Consider the following 23,415-nt stretch of genomic DNA (forward strand, 5'->3'; position numbering starts at 1 on the left):
GTCACCCCTCCGCAGGCCGGCCCTTCGGCCTGCGGAGGCCCGCCTTCGTGAGGTGCCGGAGCAGCTCCTTCGAGCCGACCTCGATCGCGCCCGCCGCCACCGCGTCCGCGTACCGGTCGGAGGGGATGTCGTAGTGGTCCCGCTCGAAGGCGCGCGGCGGGGCGCCGATCGAGGCGGCGAAGGCGTGCAGCTCCTCGAAGGAGACGTCGCTGACCAGGTGCGACCACATGCGGCCGTGGCCCGGCCAGGTCGGCGGGTCGATGTAGAGGGTCACGCGAGAGCTCCCGTCACGTCAGGCCGCCCACCGGGGCCACCACCACGCCCTGCTTGCCGCAGACCCAGTGCGGGTCGGGGCCGAGCTCCGGCTCCACGTCGAGGGCGTGCGGGTCGCCCGAGGCGCAGACCGGGCAGAGCGGCCAGCGTCCGTACCGTTCGAGCAGGGCGTCCTGCACGTCCTGGGCGACGAGCCCGGCGACGTACGACACCCCCTCGGGCCACTGCTCGACCCACCAGCGACGGTGGGTCACCGCGTCCTCCACCATCGACACGACCTCGGCGGCGGCCACCTGCCGGGCCACCAGGTCGGCCAGAACCAGCGCGCGAGCGGCGTGCAGCGCCTGCTCCACGGGGTCGATGTCGTCCATGGACTCATTGTCGCCCGGCTACGGGAAAGGGCGAAGGCTTCCTCCCGATCCGGGGCCCACGGGGTCTTGTCGCCCCACCCCGCCGAAAGTATCTTTCACATGTGACCCATGATGTGAAGGAAAGTTTCACCGGCGACGCTCCCCCCGCCCCCGCCGCGCTCGCGGCCAAGGTGCGGACCCTCGCGCCGTCCATGACCCGCTCCATGCAGCGGGTCGCCGAGGCCGTCGCCGCAGACCCGGCCGGCTGCGCCGCCCTCACCGTCACCGGCCTCGCCGAGCTCACCGGCACCAGCGAGGCGACCGTCGTCCGCACCGCCCGGCTCCTCGGCTACCCCGGCTACCGCGACCTCCGCCTCGCCCTCGCGGGCCTCGCCGCCCAGCAGCAGTCCGGCCGCGCCCCGGCCGTCACCGCCGACATCGCCGTCGACGACCCCGTCGCCGACGTCGTCGCCAAGCTGGCCTACGACGAGCAGCAGACCCTCGCCGACACCGCCGCCGGACTCGACACCGTCCAGCTCGGCGCCGCCGTCGCCGCCCTCGCCGCCGCCCGCCGCATCGACATCTACGGCATCGGCGCCTCCGGCCTCGTCGCCCAGGACCTCGGCCAGAAGCTGCTCCGGATCGGCCTGATCGCACACGCCCACAGCGACCCGCACCTCGCCGTCACCAACGCCGTGCAGCTCCGCTCCGGAGACGTCGCCATCGCCATCACCCACTCCGGCTCCACCGGCGACGTCATAGAACCCCTGCGCGTGGCCTTCGACCACGGCGCCACCACGGTCGCCATCACCGGCCGCCCGGACGGCCCCGTCACCCAGTACGCCGACCACGTCCTGACCACCTCCACCGCCCGCGAGAGCGAACTGCGCCCCGCCGCCATGTCGTCGCGCACCAGCCAACTCCTGGTCGTGGACTGCCTGTTCACCTGCGTCACCCAGCGCACGTACGAGACGGCCGCCCCCGCCCTCGCCGCCTCGTACGAAGCCCTCGCCCACCGCCACTCCCCCCGCACCCGCTGACCGCAGCCCGCCCAGAACCGGCGCCGCCGTACCGAAAGAGCTCCCGTGCCCACCACGTACTCCGCACTCCGCGCCCAGCTCGCCACCCTCACCACCGAGGCCTTCCGCCCCGAACTCGCCGAGATCGACCGGCTCCCGACGCTGGACATCGCCCGCCTCATGAACGGCGAGGACCGGACCGTCCCCGAGGCCGTCGAGCGGCAGCTCCCCGCGATCGCCGCCGCCATCGACGCCACCGCCGCCCGCATGGCCCGCGGCGGCCGCCTCGTCTACATGGGCGCGGGCACCGCCGGCCGCCTCGGCGTCCTCGACGCCAGCGAGTGCCCGCCCACCTTCAACACCGACCCGTCGCAGGTCGTCGGTCTCGTCGCGGGCGGCCCCACCGCCCTGGTCAAGGCCGTCGAAGGCGCCGAGGACTCCAAGGAACTCGCGGTCGCGGACCTCACCGCGCTCGGCCTCACCGCCGACGACACCGTCGTCGGCATCTCCGCCTCCGGCCGGACCCCGTACGCCGTCGGCGCCGTCGAACACGCCCGCGCCCAGGGCGCGCTGACCATCGGCCTCGCCTGCAACGAGGACAGCGCGCTCGCCGCCGCCGCCGAGCACGGCATCGAGGTCGTCCCCGGGCCCGAGCTCCTCACCGGCTCCACCCGCCTCAAGGCCGGCACCGCCCAGAAGCTCGTCCTCAACATGATCTCGACCCTCACGATGATCCGCCTCGGCAAGACCTACGGGAACCTGATGGTCGACGTCCGCGCCTCCAACGACAAGCTCCAGGCCCGCTCCCGGCGGATCGTCGCCCTGGCCACCGGCGCGCCGGACGAGCAGATCGAGACCGCGCTCGCCGCCGCCGACGGCGAGGTGAAGAACGCCATCCTCATGATCCTCGCCGACATCGACGCCCCCACGGCCGCCGAGCGGCTGACCGCCTCCCGGGGACACCTGCGCGCGGCGCTGCACGCGCCCACCACCTGACCCGGCCCCGTCACCGGCAGAGGACGTCCTCCGCCGGCCGCACGCCCTCGGTCAGGAAGCGGGTCACGGCCCGGTCGCCGCACGCGTTCCCGTTCCCGAGGTAGACCGCGTGGCCGCCCTTGTCGACCGAGACGAGGCGCGCCCGGTCGCCGAGGGCCTCCCGCATCCTCAGCCCCATGAAGTACGGGGTCGACGGGTCGCGCAGGTTCTGGATCATGAGCACGTTCGACGGGCCCCGGTCGGTGATCCGGGTCGGCTTCTCCACCGCGCCGCCCTTCCAGAAGGCGCACGGCGTGATGTTCGCCGGCATCCCGGCCGTCAGCGGGTACCGCTCGCGGTACGCGGCGACAGCCCGACCGTACGCCGGTACGGAGGCCGGCCAGTCCACGTCGTTGCAGACCACGCCCACGCTGACGGTCGCCGCCTCGTCGGGCATCGGCCCGGCCAGCTCGGGCGGAAGGACCGGCACGCCCGCCGGGTCGAGGGCCTGGGACACCAGACGCGCGAAGGCCGGGAAGGAGGCATCGGAGTACAGCGCCTGCTGGAGCGCCTGCCGCAGCACGGTGCCGGTCAGCGGTACGCCGGGGGTCGTCGAGGCGCGCGGCGCGCGGTCGAGGCGGGCGGCGAGGTCGAGGAACAGGGGCCGTACGTCCTCGGCCCTTTCGGCGAGGCGCAGCCCTTCGCCCGCCCGGTCGGGGTGGGCGGCCCAGGTCGCGAAGTCCGGGAAGCGGTCCTCGGCGCCGCGCGCCATGGCCGCCAGCCAGCCGCGGGCGACGCGCTTCGGGTCGGGGTCGGAGCTGCTGTCGAGAACCCAGCGGTCGGTGCGCTCCGGGAACTTCTGCGCGTACACGGCGGCCACGTACGTCCCGTACGACACACTCCACGCGGACAGCTTCCGCTCGCCGAGCGCCTGCCGCAGCCGGTCGAGGTCCCGCACCTGGTTGGCCGTCGTGAGGCTGCGGAGCATCGCCCCGCCGTTGCGCTCGCACGCTTCGGCCATCCGGCGCGAGCGGGCCACGTTCTCGCCGATGCCGCCGTCGGCGGCGGGCCAGGCCCGCATGGTCACCAGGCGCCGGTCCTCCTCGGCGAAGCCGCACCGGGCCTTGGCGGAGCCGCCGATCCCGCGCGGATCGAAGGCCACCAGGTCGTACGCGCCGTCCATCTCCTTCGCCAGAGCGGCCCCCTTCTGCCCGAGCCGCTGCACACCGGAGCTGCCCGGGCCGCCCGGGATCACCATGAGCGTCCCGCGCCGCGCCTCGGGCCGGGTGCTGGGCAGCCGGGCCACGGCGAGACCGATCTGCTCGCCGTCGGGGTCGGCGTAGTCGAGGGGTACGGAGAGCGTGGCGCACCGCTGCCCCGGCAGCGGCTTCACGGCGGCGTCGCAGTCGCCCCAGTCCAGCCCGGCGGGGGCGGCAGCGGCGGGGGCGGCGCCCCCGGCGGCGAGTCCGACGCCGGCGACGGCGGCGACGGAGAGGGCGAGCATCAGGGCCTTGCGTCCACGATTCGTTGTCATGCGCACAGCCTCGCGGACGGCGCCGTCGGCCCCCATCCGGCGGGCTGGCGGGTCGGGGGTGGGGCCAACCCCCGTACGGCCGGAGCCGGTTGACTCAGGGCATGAGCGTGCACGATCCGGAGGAGGGGCACCGGCCGCGCCGACGGACGCGGACGAGCCGGTCCTCCTCGGCCGCGTCCGCCGGAACGCCGCCGCCTAGACTCCGCCCCATGACGACCGCGCCGAAGTCCCTCGCCTCCGACCTCGCCCCCACCGGAGTCCTGCGGGCCTCGATCAACCTCGGCAATCCCGTCCTCGCCCAGGGCACGCCCGAGGCGCCGGGCGGGATCACCGTGGACCTGGCACGGGAGATCGGGGCGCGGCTCGGCCTCCCCGTCGAGCTGCTCTGCTTCGACGCGGCGCGGAAGTCCTTCGAGGCGATGGCGGACGGCCGGGCCGACCTCTGCTTCCTCGCCGTGGACCCGGCCCGGGAGGCGGAGGTCGCGTTCACCGCCCCGTACGTCGTCATCGAGGGGGTGTACGCCGTGCCGCGCGACTCGGCGCTCACCACCGTGGCCGAGGTGGACGCGCCGGGCGTGCGGATCGGGGTCAAGAAGGGCTCCGCGTACGACCTGTTCCTGTCGCGGTCGCTGGACCGCGCCACGGTCGTACGGGGTGAGGAGGGCGTCGACGTGTTCCGGTCCGAGGGCCTGGAGGCGGGCGCGGGCATCCGCCAGCCGATGACCGCGTACGCCGCCGCGCACCCGGAGGTCCGGCTGATCGAGGGCCGGTTCATGGAGATCCGGCAGGCCGTGGGGACGACGGTCGGGCGCCGCCCCGAGACGGTCGCCTTCCTCCGCGACACGGTCGAGGAGTTGAAGGCGAACGGTTTCGTCGCGGAGTCGCTGCGCCGCTCGGGCCAGGAGGCGGGCCTGCTGGCCCCGCCGGCCTGACGGACGGGGGGACGCCCGAGGGCCCGGCCGCGACTGCGCGACCGGGCCCTCGGGGTCGAACGGGGGCAGTGGAGCCCCCACAGGTCAGTAGAGCCCCTTGAAGACGCTCCACCCGCTGCCGACGGCCACCCGGGTCCCGTAGAGGCCCGTCCCCGTACCGCTGTAGCGCCACAGCTTCCCGGCGGTGTCGCGGGCCAGCAGGTCGGCGCGGCCGTCACCCGACAGATCGCCGACGCCCACGAGCGAGGAGTAGCCGCCCCAGCCGCCGCCGACCTTCACGCGCGCGCCGACGCCGCCGGTCGCGGTGCCGTAGTACCGCCAGAGAACACCGGAGGCGTCCACGCCCAGCAGGTCGCCGCGTCCGTCGCCGTTGAGGTCGCCGGCTCCGACGAGCTTCTTGTACAGCTTCCAGTTGGTGCCGATCCGGACCCGGGTCTTGAGCCGGTGGTCGGCGGTGCCGCCGTAGAAGTACACGTCACCGGTGGACGCCTGGCGGGCGATCAGGTCGGCGTACCCGTCGCCGTTCACGTCGCCGGAGGACGTGATCACGTCGTACTGTCCCCAGCCCGAGCCGACCGCCGTGTACGGCGAGGAGGCCGAGACGACCTTCCCGCACCCGGGCCGGTACGCCCGCAGCTGGTCGCCCACGCGCGCGTAGACGTCGGAGCACCGGTCGCCGTCGAGGTCTCCCGTCGGCACGAACACCGAGGTTGTCGCGAACTTGGTCCCCGTACCGGCGATCCGCGCGGACAGCGCGCCCGTCCCGGTCCCCCGGTACATCGACACGAGCCCGGCCGTGTCCATCACCAGCAGGTCCCCGAAACCGTCGTCCCCGGCGAGGTCCCGCCAGACGGCTGCGCCACCGGTGACGGAGAGGGCGCCGGAGACGGACAGTTCCGCGTCGACGCCGTCGGCGGGCGTCGCCCTGAGCGTCCACGTGTAGGCCCCCTTCGGAGGCAGCTTCCCCGCCGCGTCCTTGCCGTCCCACGTGGGAGCGACCAGGCCACGGGCCTCGCCGCCCGTCAGGGTGCGGACGACCTTGCCGGTGCCCTTGTGCCTGAGCTCGAGGGACCAGGAGGCGGCGGGCTTGGACAGCCACCAGCGGGGCTTCCAGGTGCCCGTCGCGACGTTCACGGACGCGGCCGCGTCGGCGTCGATGACGGCGGCCCGGGAGGCCGGGACCCCGGAGGGGACGATCCGCACGCGGCGGTCGTCACCGGTGTAGGCGACGTGCCCGCCGAAGCGGTCGACGGTCCAGCCGGCGCGGCGGACGGTGTTCTTGCCGAGGGCGGCGGGGGTGGCGACGACGCGGTGCGGCGCGTCGGCGGGGTTTCCGCTCGTCGGGAGGCCGTTGTGGACGTCGTAGAGCGTGAGGCCGTCGGCGTCCGAGCGGGAGACGAAGTAACCGTCGCCGAGGAGGACGTCGTCCTTGCCGAGGCGCAGGATGCGCCCGCTGGCCTGGTCGTACAGGCCCGCGCCCTTGAAGTCGTCGCCCCAGGAGTTCGTGCACTTCCAGTACACCAGGCGGCCCACGGCCTGGAGCTGGCCGGGGACGCAGCCCGCGTCGAAGGACCGCACGGTGGTGGTCGCCGCCGGGAGGGTCTTGGAGACCACGGTGGTCGACACGCTGCCGCTGCCGTCCGGGCGACCGAGAGCGCTCCACAGCGTGTTGCCCCAGACGGCCGAGGCGACCGGGGTGCGCTTCTGGAGCACGGCGCCGGAGTCGGTGCCGCGGAACTCGACGACGGCCTGGCTGCCGTCCCAGCCCTGGTCCACGACGCCGAACCGACCGGAGAGGTCGACGAGCCGCGGGCTGCCGAGACCGGTCGAAAGCCTGGGGCCCCACGCGGCGGAACCGTTCCGGTAGAGCATGGTCACGTCCTGCTCGGTGCCCGCCTTGCGGCCGTGGTGGCCGTCACCGCTCGCGAACATGCTGACGCAGTAGCCGCCGTCGGAGGAGTTTCCGCAGTCGTCGTCCCTGCCGCCCGTGAGGCCGTCGACCGTCGAGCGCAGCTCCTCGGGCCGCCCGGAGGTCTTCAGCCAGGTGCTCCGGTAGCCGCCGATGTAGGTGGAGGGGCTGTAGAGGTGGGAGTCGTCGGCCGTGGTGAGGATGCCGCTGCCGAGGGAGATCCCGGCGGGCTTGGCCTCCATGTCCGTGATGCCCGCGACGCGCTTGCGCGTGACGGTGCCGTCGGGGGCCTTGGAGAAGAGGTAGTAGCCCCAGTCGAGCGCGCCCTGGTCCGTGCGCTTCTCGGCGCCCGCGACGAGGATCGAGCCGTCGGGCGTGCGGTTGAGGGCGGTGGAGGAGACGTCGAGCAGGGGCGTGTCGGAGCCGTACTGCCAGAGGGCGTTGCCCCGGTACTCGTTGTTTCCGGGGTTGGGCGGGGTCACGGTGACCAGGTGGTCGCCGAGCTTGCGTACGACGTCGCCGTACGCGATGTCCCGGACGTCGAGGCGGGTCGGGGACGCGTTGAGGTCGTCGCGGTCGTACACCTCGGCGATGCCGTACTCGGAGCCCAGCTGGAGGACGGTGTCCTTGTCGAAGGAGACGCTCTCGCTCTGGTTGGGGAGCGTCTTGACCTTCCCGGTCGCGAGGTCGACGACCCACCAGCCCTGGCTCATCGTGGCGTCGACCCACTTGGTGCCATGGACGGCGATCGACCGTGCGTCGCCCTCGCCGACGGAGAGGTTCCAGTCCTCGGGCAGGTCCTCCACCCGCTGGGCCTGCACGCCGCCGTCGGTCGGGCGCAGGAGGTTCAGGCCGGTGACGGCGCCCTCGGTGCCGGTGCGGGTGATGACGGTGTTTCCGTACGTCGCGACGTACGTCTGCCCGTCGGGGATCGGGACCGTGACCGTCTCCCCGTAGCCGGCCCGCTGCTGGAGCGTCACGTGCGGGGTCGGGCTCTCCGAGTAGATGGCCACGGTGTCGGAGCCGTGTCCGAAGCCGGCCGGGTACTCGGCGAATCGGAAGTCGTCGACGTCGTACGCCAGCGGCTTCGGCAGGCGGTGCTCGAGGACGGTCGCCGCGCCGGTCGCGTAGTCGATCCAGCGGAGCCGGTCGTCGCCCTCCTGCGCGGTGAGGAAGCCGGTCTCGCCGGCGTTCAGGACGATGGTGGCGCGGGGTACGAAGCGCGCGCCCGGACTGACGACGACGGCCTCGCCGGCCGTCGCGCCGGGAGTGTCGGCCACCGCCCCCACGGTGGTGCCGACCCCCGCCGTCACCGCGAGGGTGACGGTGAGGGCGATGCGGCCGAGCGCACGGCGGCGCCGACGTCGATCCGACGGGTTGATCACGTGGAAGTCCCTCCCCAGGGAATACGGCGCGGGGGAGGGGCCTGTGGTCCCGCCTCTCGTCCCCCGCGAGCAGCCAGACACTAGCAGAGGCCGGAGCACCCGCAGAATATTTTTCGAACCCGTTCAACTCCCCCTCCGGCGCCCGACCGGAAAACCCTCCCGGCGATGACCGAGAACGGCCCTTTCCCGGCCCTGGAGGCCCCCGCCCGACCACCGGCGACCCCCTCCCCTCCCCCACCCCCGGCATCCGCCCACGAGGCCACCCAGGCCCCGCCTGCCGGGTCTCCACACCACCTCCGACCTGGGCTTTTACCCCAACTCCCCGTATTCTTGGGGGACTCGGAGGGGAGATCCACATGAGCCAGACCGACCGCACCATCCGCACCGTCGACGACGTCCTCACCCTGCTCGACGGCCTGTTCTCGCCCGGCGCCGACCGCTGGACGGAGGGCGGGGCCGAGTGGTGGGACGGTTTCTACGCGGACCGGGACAAGCCCGTGCCGTTCTTCGTCGCCAAGCCCGACGAGAACCTCGTGGCGTACGTCGAGCAGGGCCTGCTCCCGGCCGGCGGCCGGGTGCTCGACCTCGGCTGCGGGCCCGGCCGGAACGCCCTCCACCTCGCCTCGGGCGGCTTCGACGTGACCGCGGTCGACCTCTCGCCCACCGCGATCGCCTGGGCGGAGGAACGGGCCGCCGAGACGGGCGCCGAGAACGTCCGGTTCCTGTGCGGCGACGCCTTCACCGCGCCCCTCGACGGGCCGTACGACCTCGTCTACGACTCCGGCTGCTTCCACCACCTGCCCCCGCACCGCCGCGTCACCTACCTCGCCCTCCTCGACCGCGTCCTCGCCCCCGGCGGCCACTTCGCGCTCACCGCGTTCGCGGCCGGCGAGGGCGGCATGGGCTCCGAGCTCCCGGACGCCGAGTTCTACCGGAAGGGCCGCCTGGAGGGCGGACTCGCCTACACCGACACCTCGCTCCGCGCGATCTTCGCCCACCTCACGGAGATCGAGCTGCGCCGCATGCACGCGCAGACCGCCGACTCCCCGGTCTTCGGCGAGTCCTTCCTCTGGACGGCCCTCTTCCGGCGCTGACCCCGCCGGGGGCTCACCGCATCCCCTCCAGGTGCTCCGCCAGCCGGTCGTACTGCTCCCTCACCCCCGCCTCCATGCCCGCCGCCAGCGCCTGGTCCCGGATCTCGTTCGAGGGCCAGAAGGAGGTGCTGGTCAGGGCCGTGCCGCCGTCGGGGGTCGCGTCGAAGGTGAGGGTCACGCGGACGTGCCCGGCGTCCGGCATCTGCTCGAAGACCTCCGTGTAGTCGAGCCGCTCCGCCGGGACGACGTCCTCGTACGTGCCGGAGAAGACGATCTCCTGACCGCCCGGCCCGGTCTGGCCCCAGCGCCAGGCGCCGCCCACCCGCAGGTCGATGTCGACGACGGACGTGGTCAGCCCGGCTCCCCCGTACCACTCCCGTACGTGCTCGGGCCGGGTCCAGGCCTCCCAGACGCGGGCCGGCGGGGCGTCGAACGTGCGGGTGACGACCAGTTCGCGATCGGCCGGCGTCGTGAGGAGGGTGACCATGGTTCCGATCCCTTCCCGGGGGAGTCCCGCCCCTTCCAGCATCCGCCGAACGCCCGAGGGCGGCACCCCCACCAGGGGGTGCCGCCCTCGTTCGCGTTCAGCGATGGACTGCCGATCCGTCAGGATCAGAAGTCCATGTCACCGCCCGGCATGCCGCCGCCGGCCGGCGCGGCGGCCTTCTCCGGCTTGTCGGCGATGACGGCCTCGGTGGTGAGGAACAGCGCGGCGATCGACGCGGCGTTCTGCAGCGCGGAGCGCGTGACCTTGGCCGGGTCGATGATGCCCTCGGCGATGAGGTCGACGTACTCGTTGGTCGCGGCGTTCAGGCCGTGGCCGACGGGCAGGTTGCGGACCTTCTCCGCCACGACGCCGCCCTCGAGGCCGGCGTTGACGGCGATCTGCTTCAGCGGGGCCTCGAGGGCCAGCTTCACGATGTTCGCACCCGTGGCCTCGTCGCCCGACAGGTCGGCCTCGAGCTTCTCGAAGACGTTCGACGCCTGGAGCAGGGCCACGCCACCGCCGGCGACGATGCCCTCCTCGACGGCCGCCTTCGCGTTGCGAACGGCGTCCTCGATGCGGTGCTTGCGCTCCTTGAGCTCGACCTCGGTCGCGGCACCGGCCTTGATGACGGCCACGCCGCCGGCCAGCTTCGCAAGGCGCTCCTGGAGCTTCTCGCGGTCGTAGTCCGAGTCGGAGTTCTCGATCTCGGCGCGGATCTGGTTCACGCGACCGGCGACCTGGTCGCTGTCACCGGCACCGTCGACGATGGTGGTCTCGTCCTTGGTGATGACGACCTTGCGGGCGCGGCCCAGCAGGTCCAGGCCGGCGTTCTCGAGCTTGAGGCCGACCTCCTCGGAGATGACCGTGCCGCCCGTGAGGATGGCGATGTCGTTCAGCATCGCCTTGCGGCGGTCGCCGAAGCCCGGGGCCTTGACGGCGACGGACTTGAAGGTGCCGCGGATCTTGTTGACGACCAGGGTCGACAGGGCCTCGCCCTCGACGTCCTCGGCGATGATCAGCAGCGGCTTGCCCGACTGCATGACCTTCTCCAGGAGCGGGAGCAGGTCCTTCACGGAGGAGATCTTGGAGTTGACGATCAGGAGGTAGGGGTCGTCGAGCGACGCCTCCATGCGCTCCATGTCGGTGGCGAAGTACGCCGAGATGTAGCCCTTGTCGAAGCGCATGCCCTCGGTGAGCTCCAGCTCCAGACCGAAGGTCTGGGACTCCTCGACGGTGATGACGCCTTCCTTGCCGACCTTGTCCATCGCCTCGGCGATGAGCTCGCCGATCTGGGTGTCGGCGGCGGAGATGGAGGCCGTGGAAGCGATCTGCTCCTTGGTCTCGACATCCTTCGCCTGCTCGAGCAGGGCGCCGGAGACGGCCTCGACGGCCTTCTCGATGCCGCGCTTGAGGGCCATCGGGTTGGCACCGGCGGCGACGTTGCGGAGGCCCTCGCGGACGAGCGCCTGGGCGAGGACGGTGGCGGTGGTCGTACCGTCGCCGGCGACGTCGTCCGTCTTCTTGGCGACTTCCTTGACCAGCTCGGCGCCGATCTTCTCGTACGGGTCCTCGAGCTCGATCTCCTTGGCGATGGAGACACCATCGTTGGTGATCGTGGGGGCACCCCACTTCTTCTCGAGGACGACGTTGCGGCCCTTGGGGCCGAGGGTGACCTTGACGGCGTCAGCGAGCTGGTTCATGCCGCGCTCGAGACCGCGCCGGGCCTCCTCGTCGAACGCGATGATCTTGGCCATGTGAAGTGGTCCTCCCGGACATGGGGTGGATAACGCTCCAGGACCGCGCCGACGCCCGCGACGGACGGCCTCCGCGACTCCGCGTGGTTCCTTGCCCCACCCGGCCGGCGGCCTCGTCTGCCCGATCCTCGTAGCACTCTCACCTTCCGAGTGCTAACGCCAATGATTAGCACTCGCCCTATGAGAGTGCAAGCGACTCTCGAGTTTCGGGAGGTGGATCAGGGGGTGGATCCAGAGGTGGACCGAGGGAGGGCCGGGAACGCGCGAGGGGTCCGCATCCCCTCAGGGATGCGGACCCCTCGACGGCGTTGCGTCGGTGGCCGATCGCGCCGCGCTCAGACGGCGAGCTTGACCATGTCCGCCTGCGGACCCTTCTGGCCCTGCGAGATCTCGAACTCGACCCGCTGGCCCTCTTCGAGGCTGCGGTAGCCATCCATCTGGATCGCGCTGTAGTGGACGAAAACATCCGCACCACCGTCTACCGCGATGAAGCCGTAGCCCTTCTCCGCGTTGAACCACTTGACGGTGCCCTGAGCCATGCCTAACTCCCCTATTACTGGCCCTTGCGCGGGACCCGCACTTCGCGGACCCGGGTCAGACCTCTGCGCCGGAACGCGTCGACCGCGGCTGAATGTATCTGCCCAACTGCCCTCTGCAACAGGCCATTCGACCGAGAATTCTGGGCATGGCGGAAAGGGGAATTGGGGAGAATCCCCTGGATCACGGGGCAAGTCGGGCCCGGCAAAGCGTGCAGAAGGTACACAACGCGCACGCACTTTGGCTGCTTCTTGTCGCGCGGAGACGCATTCTCATATGCGTCTGGCATGAGCAGCGGAGGGGACTTCCCCAACTCTACCGCGCTCAACCATGCAGAATTGCCCCTTCCGCTTATCGCGCGGAAGGGGCAATTCGTACTGACTGGTAAGGCTCAGCAGCCTCCGGCGACGGCCGGGATGATCGAGACGCCCGCGCCGGCCGGGGTGGCCGTCTCCAGGCCCTGCTCGAAGCGCACGTCGTCGTCGTTCACGTAGACGTTGACGAAGCGGCGCAGCTTGCCCTGGTCGTCCAGGACGCGGGCGGCGATGCCCGTGTGGTTCTTCTCCAGGTCGGCGATGACCTCGGCGAGGGTCGCGCCCTCGGCCTGGACCTCGGCCTGGCCGCCCGTGTAGGTGCGGAGGATGGTGGGGATGCGGACGTTCACGGCCATGTGTTCGTAACCTTTCAGAGCGCCAGGCCGGCGTCGCGGAACGCGTCCAGGCTCGGGCGGATGGTGGCGGTCGCCTGAGAGGTGTCGGCCACCGCGTCCAGGGTCTTGAGTCCGTCGCCGGTGTTGAGGACGACGGTGGTGAGGTCCGGGTCGATCAGACCCGCCTCGACGAGCTTCTTCGTCACGCCGACGGTCACGCCGCCCGCGGTCTCCGCGAAGATGCCCTCGGTCTGCGCGAGGAGCTTGATCGCGTCCACGACCTGCTCGTCGTTCACGTCCTCCACGGCGCCGCCGGTCCGGCGGGCGATGTCGAGGACGTAGGGGCCGTCGGCCGGGTTGCCGATGGCGAGCGACTTGGCGATGGTGTTCGGCTTCTGCGGCCGGACGACGTCGTGGCCGGCCTTGAAGGCGGCGGAGACCGGGGAGCAGCCCTCGGCCTGGGCGCCGAAGATCTTGTACGGCTTGTCCTCGACGAGGCCCAGCTTGATGAGCTCCTGCAGACCCTTGTCGATCTTCGTGAGCTGGGAGCCGGAGGCGATCGGGATGACGAGCTGGTCGGGGATGACCCAGCCGAGCTGCTCGCAGATCTCGTACGCGAGCGTCTTGGAGCCCTCGCCGTAGTACGGGCGGAGGTTGACGTTCACGAAGCCCCAGCCCTCGCCGAGCGGGTCGCCGATGAGCTCCGAGCAGAAGCGGTTGACGTCGTCGTAGTTGCCCTCGATGGCGACGAGGTCACCGCCGTAGACACCGGCCATGACGACCTTGCCCTGCTCCAGGTCGTGCGGGATGAACACGCAGGAGCGGAAGCCGGCGCGGGCGGCGGCGGCGCCGACGGCGCCGGCCAGGTTGCCGGTGGAGGAGCAGGAGAGGGTGGTGAAGCCGAAGGCGCGGGCGGCTTCGAGGGCCTGGGCGACGACCCGGTCCTTGAAGGAGTGGGTCGGGTTGCCGGAGTCGTCCTTGACGAAGAGCTTGCCGGGGGCGACGCCGATCTCGCGGGCGAGGTTGTCGGCCTGGACGAGCTTGGTCCAGCCGGGGTTCAGGTTCGGCTTCTCGGCGACGTCGGCGGGGACGGGCAGCAGCGGGGCGTAGCGCCAGATGTTGGCGGGGCCGGCCTCGATCTGCTTGCGCAGCGCCTCGGGGTCGCCGGTGGGAAGCTCGTACGCGACTTCGAGCGGTCCGAAACAGAGTTCGCAGGCGAAGATCGGGCCGAGCGGGAAGACCTCACCGCATTCGCGACAGGAGAGTCCGGACGCGGGACCGAGGTCGACGGTGGCGGGGGTAGCGGTCTGTACAGCCATGGAGGCGAGGCCCTTTCTCCTCATCTTTCCCATTGACGAATTTTTCGCCATGAGACGGATTTGGCACCTTCCCTAGCCGGGGACCTCGCGCAAACAAGCTGCGTCCGTCAGGACACCACTAGGGGTGGTGGCCGGGAGACGGGTGGGCGAGACAAACCGACTGGAGGGTTGCCGGGGCTTCAACGGGCCGTTTCCCTCTGCCCCTCTGGATGAGCGGTATTCGATTGTGAAGCGCGGTGGACTTTCGTTCCTGCGCTCCGACGCGGGCGGCACCCCGACGTGCATCGGGCATCCGCGTTGTTCAAGACTGTAACCGAAGGCCCGGAGGCGTGGACCGGCCGTCCGAACCGCGAGATGGAGATCAGGTGCTGGAAGAGGTGGAGCGCTGGCTGGACCGGCGGTCCTGGTCCGTGGCGGACAGGCCGCTGGAGCGGATCCTCGCCGCCAAGCGGAACACGAAGGTCAGCGTCGTCCTGCCGGCGCTGAACGAGGAGGCGACGGTCGGGGACATCGTCGCCGTGATCCGCCGCGAGCTGATGACGGAGGCGGTGCCGCTCGTCGACGAGCTGGTGGTGATCGACTCGGGTTCCACGGACCGCACGGCGGAGGTGGCCGCGGCCGCCGGCGCGCGGGTGGTCGCGCGGGACTCGATACTCCCCCGGATACCGGCCGTGCCCGGCAAGGGCGAGGTCCTGTGGCGGTCGCTGATGGTGACGAGCGGGGACGTCGTGTGCTTCGTCGACGCGGACCTGCGGGACTTCTCGGCGGACTTCGTGACGGGGATCGTGGGCCCGCTCCTCACCGACCCGGACGTCGACTTCGTGAAGGCGATGTACGACCGCCCCTTCGGCACCGAACTCGACGGGCTCGCCTCCGGCAGGACTCCGGGCCAGGGCGGCAGGGTGACGGAGCTGGTGGCCCGCCCGCTGCTCAACCTCCACTGGCCGCGGCTGGCCGGCTTCGTGCAGCCCCTCGGCGGCGAGTACGCGGCACGCCGCTCGCTCCTTGAGCGCCTCCCGTTCCCCGTCGGTTACGGAGTGGAGCTGGGCCTGCTCGTGGACGCCCTGCACACGGTGGGCCTGGACGCGCTCGCACAGGTGGACGTGGGGGTGCGCAAGCACCGGCACCAGGACGGGCAGGCGCTGGGCCGGATGGCGGCGGCGATCTACCGGACGGCGCAGCTGCGGCTCTCGCGGGGGCATCTGGTGCGGCCGTGGCTGACGCAGTTCGAGCGGGGCGAGAAGGGCTTCGAGCCGCGGACGTACGCGGTGGACACGGAGGAGCGCCCGCCGATGGCCGAGATCACGGAGTACGCGCAGCGGCGCGTGGCGTGACGCGGCGCCCGCCGCGGCGACTGAGCGTGGCCGGATCAGCCTGTCTCGTATACGTACGTTTGAGCGTTTACGGGACGGGCTAGGTTCGCCACATGGCTACTGTGCTCGTCGCATCCAACCGGGGCCCCGTCTCGTACGTGCTCGGCGAGGGCGGCTCGCTCGACGCCCGAAGGGGCGGCGGCGGCCTGGTCTCGGGTCTGAGCGCCATCGGCTCCCAGGACAGTCTCTGGGTGTGCGCGGCGCTCGGCGAGGGCGACCGGGAGGCGGTCCGGCGGGGCATCGCCGAACCGGGCGTCCGCATGCTGGACATCGATCCGTCCGTGTACGCCGACGCGTACAACGGCATCGCGAACTCGGTGCTGTGGTTCCTCCACCACCACCTGTACGACATCCCGCGCGAGCCGGTCTTCGACGCGGAGTTCCGCCGCCGCTGGGAGTCGTACCGCGCCTACAACCGCGCCTTCGCCGAGGCGCTGGCGGCGGAGGCCGCGGAGGGCGCGGCGGTCCTGGTCCAGGACTACCACCTGGCCCTCGTCCCCGGTCAGCTCCGCGCGCTCCGCCCGGACCTCCGCATCGCCCACTTCACCCACACGCCGTGGGCCTCGCCCCCGTACCTGCGGATGCTCCCGACCGACATCCGCGAGGAACTCCTCCGGGGCATGCTCGGCGCGGACCGGCTGGGCTTCCACACCCGGGCCTGGGCGTCGGCGTTCGAGGAGTGCGCGGGCGACCTCGGGCGCACGCGGGTCGCGGCGTACCCCCTGGGCGTCGACGGCGAGGAGCTGCGGGCGCTGGCGCACCGCCCGGAGGTGGACGAGCGCCTGGCGGGGCTCCGCGCGGAGATCGGCGGCCGCAAGAGCATCGTCAGGGTCGACCGCACGGAGCCGTCGAAGAACATCCTGCGCGGCCTGCTGGCCTACCGGGAGCTCCTGACCACCCACCCGGAATGGCGGGACCGGGTGGTCCACCTGGCCTCGGCGTACCCGTCCCGCCAGGACCTGGACTCCTACCGCACGTACACGACGGCGGTGAGGGATCTGGCGGAGGAGATCAACGCCGAGTTCGGCACGGCGGACTGGCAGCCGGTCCTGGTCTCGGTGAAGGACGACTTCACCCGCTCCCTGGCCGCCTACCGCCTGGCGGACGTGGCCCTGGTGAACCCGGTGCGCGACGGCATGAACCTGGTCGCGAAGGAGATACCGGTCGTCTCGGAGGCGGGCTGCGCCCTCGTCCTGTCCCGGGAGGCGGGCGCCTACGAGGAACTCCACGAGGACGCGCTCACGGTGAACCCCTTCGACGTGACGGAGACCGCCGAGGCCCTGCACGCGGCCCTCACGATGCCCCCGCCCGAACGCACGGACCGCACGAAACGCCTGGCGTCCACGGCCACGTCCCAGCCCCCGCAGCGCTGGTTCCTGAACCAGCTGGAGGCGCTGCGGAGCTAGGTTCCGCCTCTTCGACCGACCGGCCCGTCGAAGGGGCAGGCCCTAGGCGGCGTGGGGCGCCTGGTGCTCCATCCGTTCCTGCATGTGTCCGAAGAACTCCTCCGGTCGCGTCACGCCGGCCGTCACCCGGACGAACTCGTCCTGTGCCGAGCGGCTCCGGGACACGGCGAAGAGCAGTTCCTGCATCTCGGGGGGCGGTGGTTCCAGGACCGCGAACTCGGCCGTGAACTCGTACATGCTCATGACCTCGGAGTCCCTCGCCTCCTGGCAGGCCCCCATGGCTTCGTCGAAGGGCCGACGGCCGCCGAGCGCGTCGTCGAGTGCTCGGGCGCACCGCTCCGCGTCCCGGAAGGCGTCCTGGATGCCCTGGGCGGTGATGGGATCTTTCAGGTATCCGGCGTCGCCCACGAGGATCCAGCCGGGGCCGTAGGGTTTGCGGAGGTAGTTCGGGATGGCCGTGCCGACGAACCGCTCGGCCCGGGTGGCCTTCGAGACCCGTTCGGCGAAGGCCGGCTCGCGGGCCAGCGCGGCGTGGTAGCTGCCCTCGACGTCGCCGCGGTTGGCCTCGAAGTCGCGCATGGGCCAGGCGCAGATGACCATCGTCAGGTCGTCGTTGGTGGGCCATGCGGCGAAGGCGCGGCCCTCGCGGTCGAACGCCTCGAAGGTCCCGTTCATGGGCAGTCCTGCCCAGTAGGTGTAGTAGTAGGCGTTGATCTTGGGCTTCTCCGCGTACGCCGTGGCGCCTGTCGCCTTCGCGACGGACGAGTGGAGTCCGTCGGCGCCGACGACGATCCGGGCGTGGTCGGTGACGGTCCTGCCGTCCTTGCCGTGCCCCTTGGTTCCGGTGACCGTGCCGCCGTCGAACAGGATCTCCTCGACGGTGAAGCCCTGTCGGACCTCGACGCCCGACTCTGTGGCGGCGTCGACGAGGATCTCGTCCAGGACCGTGCGGCGTGGGGCGTAGGAGGCTTCGAAGCCCTCACCGGCAGGGGACCCGGTGATGACGTAGGGGCCGAGGTCGTAGGCATAGGTGTCGATGGGGGGACAGCCGGTCCCGACCACCCGGTCCAGCAGCCCCCAGCGCTCGAGCGCGGCCAGACCGGGCGGGTGGATCAGATGGGTGGAGATCGTGTCGCTCGGGAACGTCGCCCGGTCGACGAGGAGGACCCGGTGACCGAGGCGGGCCAGAAGCATGGCGGTCGGCGCACCCGCACACCGTGCGCCGACGACGATCACGTCGTGGTCATGGGTTTCGGCGCCGGACGCGCCGGCCGTGCTGGTCATGGACCTCACCTGCCGATCGAGCACACCGCCCGGTGGAATCGGCTCCGGGCAGAGGGCGTCTGCCGTCTGCCGCGGTGCGTCCCTTCCACGCTAGACCAGGCCGGCTCGGCGTTCTCACCGAGCCGCGGGGCGACCGTCCCGGCCCGCCTCCAGGGCCGTGTCGCCCCGGTGGGCCGAGGCCGTCGTGCGGGCCGTCGTGGACCGAGGCCGTCGTGCGGGCCGTCGTGGACCGAGGCCGTCGTGCGGGCTGTCGTGGGCCGAGGTCACGGCATGGCCCATCAGCGGCTCAGGCGGTCGTTCGTTCCTCCCGCCGCTCCCTGCCCCACGCCGCCAGCGGCTCCAGGGCTTCGTTGAGGCGGATGCCGGAGGGGGTGAGGGCGTATTCGACGCGGGGCGGGACCTCGTCGTGGGAGACGCGGTCGACGATGCCGTCCGTCTCCAGCTCGCGCAGGTGGGAGGCGAGGACCTTCTCCGTGATGCCCGGAATCAGGCGGCGCAGTTCGCCGAAGCGGCGGTGGGGCTGCTCGTGGAGGGCCCAGAGGATGAGCACCTTCCACTTGCCGCCGATCACCTCCATCGCGGTGTCGATGCCGCAGATGTGCCCGTCGGGCGCACCCGGCCGGTTCAGTGTCGCCATCAGCCCCACCCCTCTGACCTGTTCGCTCACCTCAGGGTAACCACCCACTTCCAAGTGGGTACTTGAGCAGGTCGGAGGCGCTGGAGCAGCCTTTCGGGCATGACGCAGAACAGTGCTGACAAGTCCCCCGTCTCCCTCCTCGGCCTCGGCTCCATGGGTACCGCCCTCGCCCGCGCCTGGCTCGCCGCCGGGCATCCGCTCACCGTCTGGAACCGCACCCCGGGCCGCGCCGAGGCGCTCGCCGCCGAGGGGGCGAAGGCCGCCGAGAGTGCGGCCGGGGCCGTCGCGGCGAGCGGGCTCGTCGTGGTCTGCCTCCTCGACGACGACTCGGTGGGCGCGGTCCTCGCCGACGCGGACCTGGCCGGCAAGGACCTCGTCAACCTGACCACCACGACCCCTGCCCAGGCCCGGGCCCGGGCCGCGTGGGCCGAGGAGCGGGGCGCCCGGTACCTGGACGGCGGCATCATGGCCGTCCCGCCGATGGTGGGCGTCCCGGAGGCCGGCGGGTACGTCTTCTACAGCGGTTCGCGGGAGTCGTTCGAGTTCCGTCGGGCCGCCCTCTCCGTCCCCGTCGGCGCGAAGTACGTCGGGGAGGACGCCGGGTTCGCCGCCCTGTACGACGTGGCTCTGCTCAGCGCCATGTACGGGATGTTCGCGGGGGCCGCGCACGCCTTCGCGCTGGTCCGGAGGGAGGACGTCGATCCCGTGGCGTTCGCCCCGCTGCTCGCCGACTGGCTCGCCGCCATGGCCCGGAGCGTCCATGGGACCGCGGCCCAGCTGCGGTCCGGCGACTACACCGAGGGGGTGGCGTCCCCTCTCGCCATGCAGGTGGCCGGGACCCCGACCTTCCTGGCCACGGCCGAACAGCAGGGGGTGAGCACCGAATTGCTCCTGCCGTACTTCGAGCTGATGCGCCGCCGGCTGGAGACGGGCAGCGGTGAGGAGGGCCTCACCGGCGTGGTGGACCTGCTGCTCCGGTAACCGGTGACCCGTGACTGGTAATCGGTACGACCGACCCCTCCTCCTGAGGGGTCCTCCCGTGTCAGACTCACGGCGATCGTTCCCCCAGGCGATCCGTTTTTCCCCATGAGACGCATGAGGCAAGCGGAAGGATCGCAAAACACGTGAAGAAGATTGTCGTGGGCATGACCATCGGGTCGGCGCTCACCGCACTCCTCGCCGCGGGGCTCACCCCCGCCGCCGCGCAGGAAGCCCGGGACGCCGCACCGGCGGGCGCGAACGCGCACCGGCCCGACAACCGCCCCGGGCCCCTCACGAAGCAGCGCACCCAGCTGCGCGAGCAGGCGATCGACCTGATCGCCAAGGGCAAGGCCAAGGCGAACGCCAAGGGCGTCGTCGAGGTCGCGCCCGGCAAGTTCACCGAGACCGAGACCACCACCGCCACCCGCCAGGAGAAGATCTTCACGATCCTCTCCGAGTTCGGCGACCAGGGCTCCGGCAAGCTCGGCACCGTCCCCGGCCCGCTGCACAACCGGATACCGCAGCCCGACCGGACCACGGACAACTCCAACGCCTGGACCGCCGACTTCTCGAAGGCCTACTACGAGAACCACTTCAACGGCTCCGGCGAGTCCATGAAGACCTTCTACGAGAAGCTGTCCAGCGGCCGCTACTCGGTCTCCAACACCGTCGAGGACTGGGTCAAGGTCCCCGGCAACGCCTCCACCTACGGCGACAACTCCGTCGAGGACACCGGCGGCTCCTGGGCCTTCATCCAGGACACCGGCGACGCCTGGTGGAACGCCCAGCTCGCCGCCGGCAAAACCCCGGCCGAGATCGACGCGTACCTCGCCCAGTTCGACGTCTGGGACCGCAACGACTGGGACCACGACGGCAACTTCGACGAGGCCGACGGCTACATCGACCACTTCCAGGCCGTGCACGCCGGCATGGGCGAGGACGCGGGCGGCGGCGCACAGGGCGAGGACGCCATCTGGTCCCACCGCTGGTACGTGAACGGCGACGACTACGGCCTGACCGGACCCGATGTGTCCGGTACGCAGAACAAGGCCGGCGGCGCCCGCATCGGCCAGTCCAGGTACTGGCTCGGCGACTACACCACCGAGGGCGAGAACGGCGGACTCGGCGTCTTCTGCCACGAGTTCGGCCACGACCTCGGCCTGCCGGACTACTACGACACCGACGGCGGCGAGAACTCCACCGCCTTCTGGACCCTGATGAGCTCCGGCTCCTGGCTCGGCCACGGCGCCGCCGCCAACGAGGGCATCGGCACCCACCCCGGCCTCATGGGTGCCGAGGAGAAGCTCTTCCTCGGCTGGCTGGACCACGCCGACGCGCCGCTCGGCGCCACCGGCACGTACACGCTGAACCCGGCCGCGCTCCAAGTCACCGGCAAGGAGCAGGCCGTCCGCATCGCGCTCCCGGACAAGACGAGCAGCACCACCTACGCCACGCCCACCTCGGGCACGCACGCCTGGTGGACCGGCTCCGCCGACGGCCTCAACCAGTCCCTCACCCGCTCCGTCCCGGCCGCCCCGCGCGTGACCGTCAAGGCGAGCGCCTGGTACGAGATCGAGGCCGACTTCGACTACCTCTTCGCCGAGTACTCCCTCGACGGCGGGGCGACCTGGGCCCGCGCGGGCGCGTCCGTCTCCGGCTCCTCGGCCGGCAAGTGGACGACGCTGCGCTACTCGTACGACTCCGCCGGCAAGCCGTCCCTCTTCCGCTTCCGCTACCAGAGCGACGGCGGCGTGCACTTCGCCGGCGCGTTCCTGGACGACGTCACGCTGACCTCCGGCGGGACGACCCTGGCGTCGGACGACGTCGAGCAGGGCGTGGGCGGCTGGACCGCACAGGGCCGCTGGAAGATCTCGACCGGCACCGAGACGGCCACCGCCCCGCGGTACTACCTCGTGGAGAACCGCGAGTACGTCGGCTCCGACGCACTCCTCGCCGAGGGCCCGTACCAGTTCAGCAAGGGCGTCACCGCCCCGGACTGGGTCGAGTGGTTCAAGTTCCAGAACGGCATGCTGGTCTGGTACGTCGACCGCTCCTTCGACGACAACAACGTCAGCAACCACCCCGGCGGCGGCTCGGCGATGGCCGTCGACGCCCGCCCGGCCCCCTTCCGGTACGCCGACGGGACCGCGCCCAGCAACCGGCGTCAGCCCTTCGACGCGACCTTCGGCCTGGAGGCCACGGACGCCACCTGCCTCCACAAGGAGGTCCTGACCGGCAAGGGACCGAACCAGACCGTCCAGACGCTGGCGGCCTGCGCCCCCTCCGCCCCGGGCATCCCGGTCTTCGACGACACCGACCCGAACGCGTACTACGACACGACGGCCCCGCAGGCCAGCGTGAAGGTCGCCGGTCACGGCGTGCGCGTCACGGTCACCGGTGACGCCGGCGACGACCTGACGATCAGCGTCGCCAACCCGGCCGCGCACTGATCCGTACAACCCGAGGAGGGGCGGTACGGGCGGGCTTCAGGCCTCCCGTACCGCCCCTCCTCACATCTGCCGTCACCGAACCTCCCACCGTACGACCGGAGTTGCGGACAGTTCCCCTAGGCTGCCTCTCGGGGGAACGCGATCACGACGGAGGGGGAGGCGCCGTGCAGGCGGAGTGGACGGGGTCCGTGCGCCCCGGGGACCGGATCGGCCCGTACACCGTGCTCACCGAACTGGCCAGTGGCGGCATGGGACGGGTGTACGTGGCCCGCTCCCCCGGCGGCCGTACCGTCGCGGTCAAGACCCTGCTCGTCCCCTCCGACGCGGGCACCGTCGCCCCCGCGGACCGGCGCCGCTTCGCCCGCGAGGCGGCCCTGGCCCAGCGCGTCCGCGGCGCGTACACCGCCGGGGTCGTGGCCGCCGACGCCGAAGCCCCCGTCCCCTGGATGGCCACCGAGTACATCCCGGCACCCTCCCTGAGCAACCTGGTCGCCGCCCTCGGGCCGCTGCCCGCCGACGCCCTGCCCTGGATCGCCGCCGGGACGGCCGAGGCCCTGGTCAGCATCCACGCCGCCGGCCTGGTCCACCGCGATGTGAAGCCGTCCAACATCCTGCTGCCCGAGGACGGGCCCCGGGTGATCGACTTCGGCATCTCGCAGGCCGCCGACCTGACCCGCACCGGCAGCGCGCTCGGCACCATCCCGTTCGCCGCTCCCGAACAGGCCCGCGGCGAACCCACCACCCCCGCCTCCGACGTCTTCTCGCTCGGCGCCACCCTCTTCCACCTGGTCACCGGCCGCAGCCCGTACCGCGGCATGGGCCACGGCACGGCGATGGAGCAGCTGGTGCGCGCGGCCGAGGCCGACCTCGACCTGACCGGCCTGCCCGACGGGGCGGCCGAGCTCGTCCTCCCCTGCCTCGCCCCCGACCCCGCCGCCCGCCCCACCCCGGAGGCCCTCCTGGCCCTGGTCGGACGGGCCTCCTCCCGGCTCGCGACGACCTCCACGCCGTCGGGAACGGTGTGCATCACGCGCCCCCGTCCCGGCCGACGACGGCGTCGCCCCGGT

The 23,415-nt window shown here is 71.9% G+C and carries 20 protein-coding genes and 1 riboswitch; of the genes, 9 read left to right on the forward strand and 11 right to left on the reverse strand.

Annotated elements, in window-relative coordinates; translation table 11 throughout:
* Position 1: 1 nt before the first annotated feature.
* Both ABZ318_RS21670 and ABZ318_RS21675 read right to left on the reverse strand, forming a co-directional pair.
* A complete protein-coding gene (locus ABZ318_RS21670; protein ID WP_356904120.1) occupies positions 2 to 274 on the reverse strand; it encodes a DUF4031 domain-containing protein in 273 nt (90 codons plus the stop codon).
* Positions 275 to 287: 13 nt separating this feature from the next.
* Positions 288 to 644, reverse strand: a complete 357-nt coding sequence (locus tag ABZ318_RS21675; RefSeq protein ID WP_351180124.1) for a hypothetical protein — start codon at positions 642 to 644, stop codon at positions 288 to 290.
* Between the two features lie 101 nt (positions 645 to 745).
* On the opposite strand from ABZ318_RS21675, the gene ABZ318_RS21680 reads away from it, so the two are divergent.
* A complete protein-coding gene (locus ABZ318_RS21680; protein ID WP_356904121.1) occupies positions 746 to 1,663 on the forward strand; it encodes a MurR/RpiR family transcriptional regulator in 918 nt (305 codons plus the stop codon).
* Between the two features lie 45 nt (positions 1,664 to 1,708).
* The gene (murQ, locus tag ABZ318_RS21685; protein ID WP_356904122.1) at positions 1,709 to 2,638 is read left to right on the forward strand and encodes an N-acetylmuramic acid 6-phosphate etherase; all 930 of its coding nucleotides are present in this window, start codon (positions 1,709 to 1,711) and stop codon (positions 2,636 to 2,638) included.
* Between the two features lie 10 nt (positions 2,639 to 2,648).
* On the opposite strand, the gene ABZ318_RS21690 is transcribed toward murQ, so the two are convergent.
* The gene (locus ABZ318_RS21690) at positions 2,649 to 4,151 is read right to left on the reverse strand and encodes an alpha/beta hydrolase (RefSeq protein WP_356904123.1); all 1,503 of its coding nucleotides are present in this window, start codon (positions 4,149 to 4,151) and stop codon (positions 2,649 to 2,651) included.
* 209 nt (positions 4,152 to 4,360) lie between these two features.
* On the opposite strand from ABZ318_RS21690, the gene ABZ318_RS21695 reads away from it, so the two are divergent.
* The gene (locus ABZ318_RS21695) at positions 4,361 to 5,083 is read left to right on the forward strand and encodes a transporter substrate-binding domain-containing protein (protein WP_356904124.1); all 723 of its coding nucleotides are present in this window, start codon (positions 4,361 to 4,363) and stop codon (positions 5,081 to 5,083) included.
* Between the two features lie 84 nt (positions 5,084 to 5,167).
* On the opposite strand, the gene ABZ318_RS21700 is transcribed toward ABZ318_RS21695, so the two are convergent.
* Positions 5,168 to 8,377, reverse strand: coding sequence for an FG-GAP-like repeat-containing protein (locus tag ABZ318_RS21700; protein ID WP_356904125.1), 3,210 nt, complete (start codon positions 8,375 to 8,377; stop codon positions 5,168 to 5,170).
* 356 nt (positions 8,378 to 8,733) lie between these two features.
* Between ABZ318_RS21700 and ABZ318_RS21705 the strand changes: the two genes are divergently transcribed.
* Positions 8,734 to 9,471: a class I SAM-dependent methyltransferase gene (locus ABZ318_RS21705; protein WP_356904126.1), complete on the forward strand. Its 738-nt coding sequence runs from the start codon at positions 8,734 to 8,736 to the stop codon at positions 9,469 to 9,471.
* A 13-nt stretch (positions 9,472 to 9,484) separates the two neighbouring features.
* On the opposite strand, the gene ABZ318_RS21710 is transcribed toward ABZ318_RS21705, so the two are convergent.
* The 5 genes from ABZ318_RS21710 to thrC form a co-directional block, all read right to left on the reverse strand.
* Positions 9,485 to 9,958 (reverse strand): SRPBCC domain-containing protein, encoded by a 474-nt coding sequence (locus tag ABZ318_RS21710; protein ID WP_356904127.1) that lies wholly within the window; start codon positions 9,956 to 9,958, stop codon positions 9,485 to 9,487.
* A gap of 125 nt (positions 9,959 to 10,083) precedes the next feature.
* A complete protein-coding gene (gene groL, locus ABZ318_RS21715; RefSeq protein WP_030693129.1) occupies positions 10,084 to 11,712 on the reverse strand; it encodes a chaperonin GroEL in 1,629 nt (542 codons plus the stop codon).
* A gap of 335 nt (positions 11,713 to 12,047) precedes the next feature.
* The gene (locus ABZ318_RS21720; protein ID WP_015035246.1) at positions 12,048 to 12,251 is read right to left on the reverse strand and encodes a cold-shock protein; all 204 of its coding nucleotides are present in this window, start codon (positions 12,249 to 12,251) and stop codon (positions 12,048 to 12,050) included.
* Positions 12,252 to 12,640: 389 nt separating this feature from the next.
* Positions 12,641 to 12,919 carry a MoaD/ThiS family protein gene (locus tag ABZ318_RS21725; protein WP_351180164.1) on the reverse strand — a complete coding sequence of 93 codons (279 nt, stop codon included), beginning with the start codon at positions 12,917 to 12,919 and terminating at the stop codon, positions 12,641 to 12,643.
* A gap of 14 nt (positions 12,920 to 12,933) precedes the next feature.
* Entirely contained in the window at positions 12,934 to 14,241 is a 1,308-nt protein-coding gene (gene thrC, locus ABZ318_RS21730; RefSeq protein ID WP_356904128.1) for a threonine synthase, read from the reverse strand.
* Positions 14,235 to 14,433: riboswitch (SAM riboswitch) on the reverse strand. It overlaps the preceding gene by 7 nt.
* A gap of 149 nt (positions 14,434 to 14,582) precedes the next feature.
* Here thrC and ABZ318_RS21735 point away from each other — a divergent pair.
* Together ABZ318_RS21735 and ABZ318_RS21740 are read left to right on the forward strand one after the other, a co-directional pair.
* On the forward strand, positions 14,583 to 15,551 hold the full coding sequence (locus ABZ318_RS21735; RefSeq protein WP_356904129.1) for a glucosyl-3-phosphoglycerate synthase: 969 nt from the start codon (positions 14,583 to 14,585) through the stop codon (positions 15,549 to 15,551).
* A gap of 92 nt (positions 15,552 to 15,643) precedes the next feature.
* The gene (locus ABZ318_RS21740) at positions 15,644 to 16,996 is read left to right on the forward strand and encodes a trehalose-6-phosphate synthase (RefSeq protein ID WP_356904130.1); all 1,353 of its coding nucleotides are present in this window, start codon (positions 15,644 to 15,646) and stop codon (positions 16,994 to 16,996) included.
* Between the two features lie 42 nt (positions 16,997 to 17,038).
* On the opposite strand, the gene ABZ318_RS21745 is transcribed toward ABZ318_RS21740, so the two are convergent.
* Both ABZ318_RS21745 and ABZ318_RS21750 read right to left on the reverse strand, forming a co-directional pair.
* Positions 17,039 to 18,280: an NAD(P)/FAD-dependent oxidoreductase gene (locus ABZ318_RS21745; protein ID WP_356904131.1), complete on the reverse strand. Its 1,242-nt coding sequence runs from the start codon at positions 18,278 to 18,280 to the stop codon at positions 17,039 to 17,041.
* 286 nt (positions 18,281 to 18,566) lie between these two features.
* Positions 18,567 to 18,917, reverse strand: a complete 351-nt coding sequence (locus tag ABZ318_RS21750; protein WP_356904132.1) for a helix-turn-helix domain-containing protein — start codon at positions 18,915 to 18,917, stop codon at positions 18,567 to 18,569.
* A 99-nt stretch (positions 18,918 to 19,016) separates the two neighbouring features.
* Here ABZ318_RS21750 and ABZ318_RS21755 point away from each other — a divergent pair, with 99 nt between their 5' ends.
* From ABZ318_RS21755 to ABZ318_RS21765, 3 genes are all read left to right on the forward strand, one after another.
* The gene (locus ABZ318_RS21755) at positions 19,017 to 19,898 is read left to right on the forward strand and encodes an NAD(P)-binding domain-containing protein (RefSeq protein ID WP_356904133.1); all 882 of its coding nucleotides are present in this window, start codon (positions 19,017 to 19,019) and stop codon (positions 19,896 to 19,898) included.
* Between the two features lie 143 nt (positions 19,899 to 20,041).
* A complete protein-coding gene (locus ABZ318_RS21760; protein ID WP_356904134.1) occupies positions 20,042 to 22,348 on the forward strand; it encodes an immune inhibitor A domain-containing protein in 2,307 nt (768 codons plus the stop codon).
* Between the two features lie 164 nt (positions 22,349 to 22,512).
* Positions 22,513 to 23,415 (forward strand): serine/threonine-protein kinase (locus ABZ318_RS21765; protein ID WP_356904135.1); only part of this gene is annotated, 903 nt, incomplete at its 3' end.

Source organism: Streptomyces sp. NPDC006197 (genome assembly GCF_040613865.1).
Taxonomy (GTDB): domain Bacteria; phylum Actinomycetota; class Actinomycetes; order Streptomycetales; family Streptomycetaceae; genus Streptomyces.

What these genes read in the sequence shown, in the direction of transcription:
- ABZ318_RS21675 (WP_351180124.1), bottom strand. Translation starts at nt 644, where the DNA reads ATGGACGACATCGACCCCGTGGAGCAGGCGCTGCACGCCGCTCGCGCG.
- ABZ318_RS21690 (WP_356904123.1), bottom strand. Translation starts at nt 4,151, where the DNA reads ATGACAACGAATCGTGGACGCAAGGCCCTGATGCTCGCCCTCTCCGTC.
- ABZ318_RS21695 (WP_356904124.1), top strand. Translation starts at nt 4,361, where the DNA reads ATGACGACCGCGCCGAAGTCCCTCGCCTCCGACCTCGCCCCCACCGGA.
- ABZ318_RS21705 (WP_356904126.1), top strand. Translation starts at nt 8,734, where the DNA reads ATGAGCCAGACCGACCGCACCATCCGCACCGTCGACGACGTCCTCACC.
- ABZ318_RS21710 (WP_356904127.1), bottom strand. Translation starts at nt 9,958, where the DNA reads ATGGTCACCCTCCTCACGACGCCGGCCGATCGCGAACTGGTCGTCACC.
- groL (WP_030693129.1), bottom strand. Translation starts at nt 11,712, where the DNA reads ATGGCCAAGATCATCGCGTTCGACGAGGAGGCCCGGCGCGGTCTCGAG.
- ABZ318_RS21720 (WP_015035246.1), bottom strand. Translation starts at nt 12,251, where the DNA reads ATGGCTCAGGGCACCGTCAAGTGGTTCAACGCGGAGAAGGGCTACGGC.
- ABZ318_RS21725 (WP_351180164.1), bottom strand. Translation starts at nt 12,919, where the DNA reads ATGGCCGTGAACGTCCGCATCCCCACCATCCTCCGCACCTACACGGGC.
- thrC (WP_356904128.1), bottom strand. Translation starts at nt 14,241, where the DNA reads ATGAGGAGAAAGGGCCTCGCCTCCATGGCTGTACAGACCGCTACCCCC.
- ABZ318_RS21740 (WP_356904130.1), top strand. Translation starts at nt 15,644, where the DNA reads ATGGCTACTGTGCTCGTCGCATCCAACCGGGGCCCCGTCTCGTACGTG.
- ABZ318_RS21745 (WP_356904131.1), bottom strand. Translation starts at nt 18,280, where the DNA reads ATGACCAGCACGGCCGGCGCGTCCGGCGCCGAAACCCATGACCACGAC.
- ABZ318_RS21750 (WP_356904132.1), bottom strand. Translation starts at nt 18,917, where the DNA reads ATGGCGACACTGAACCGGCCGGGTGCGCCCGACGGGCACATCTGCGGC.
- ABZ318_RS21755 (WP_356904133.1), top strand. Translation starts at nt 19,017, where the DNA reads ATGACGCAGAACAGTGCTGACAAGTCCCCCGTCTCCCTCCTCGGCCTC.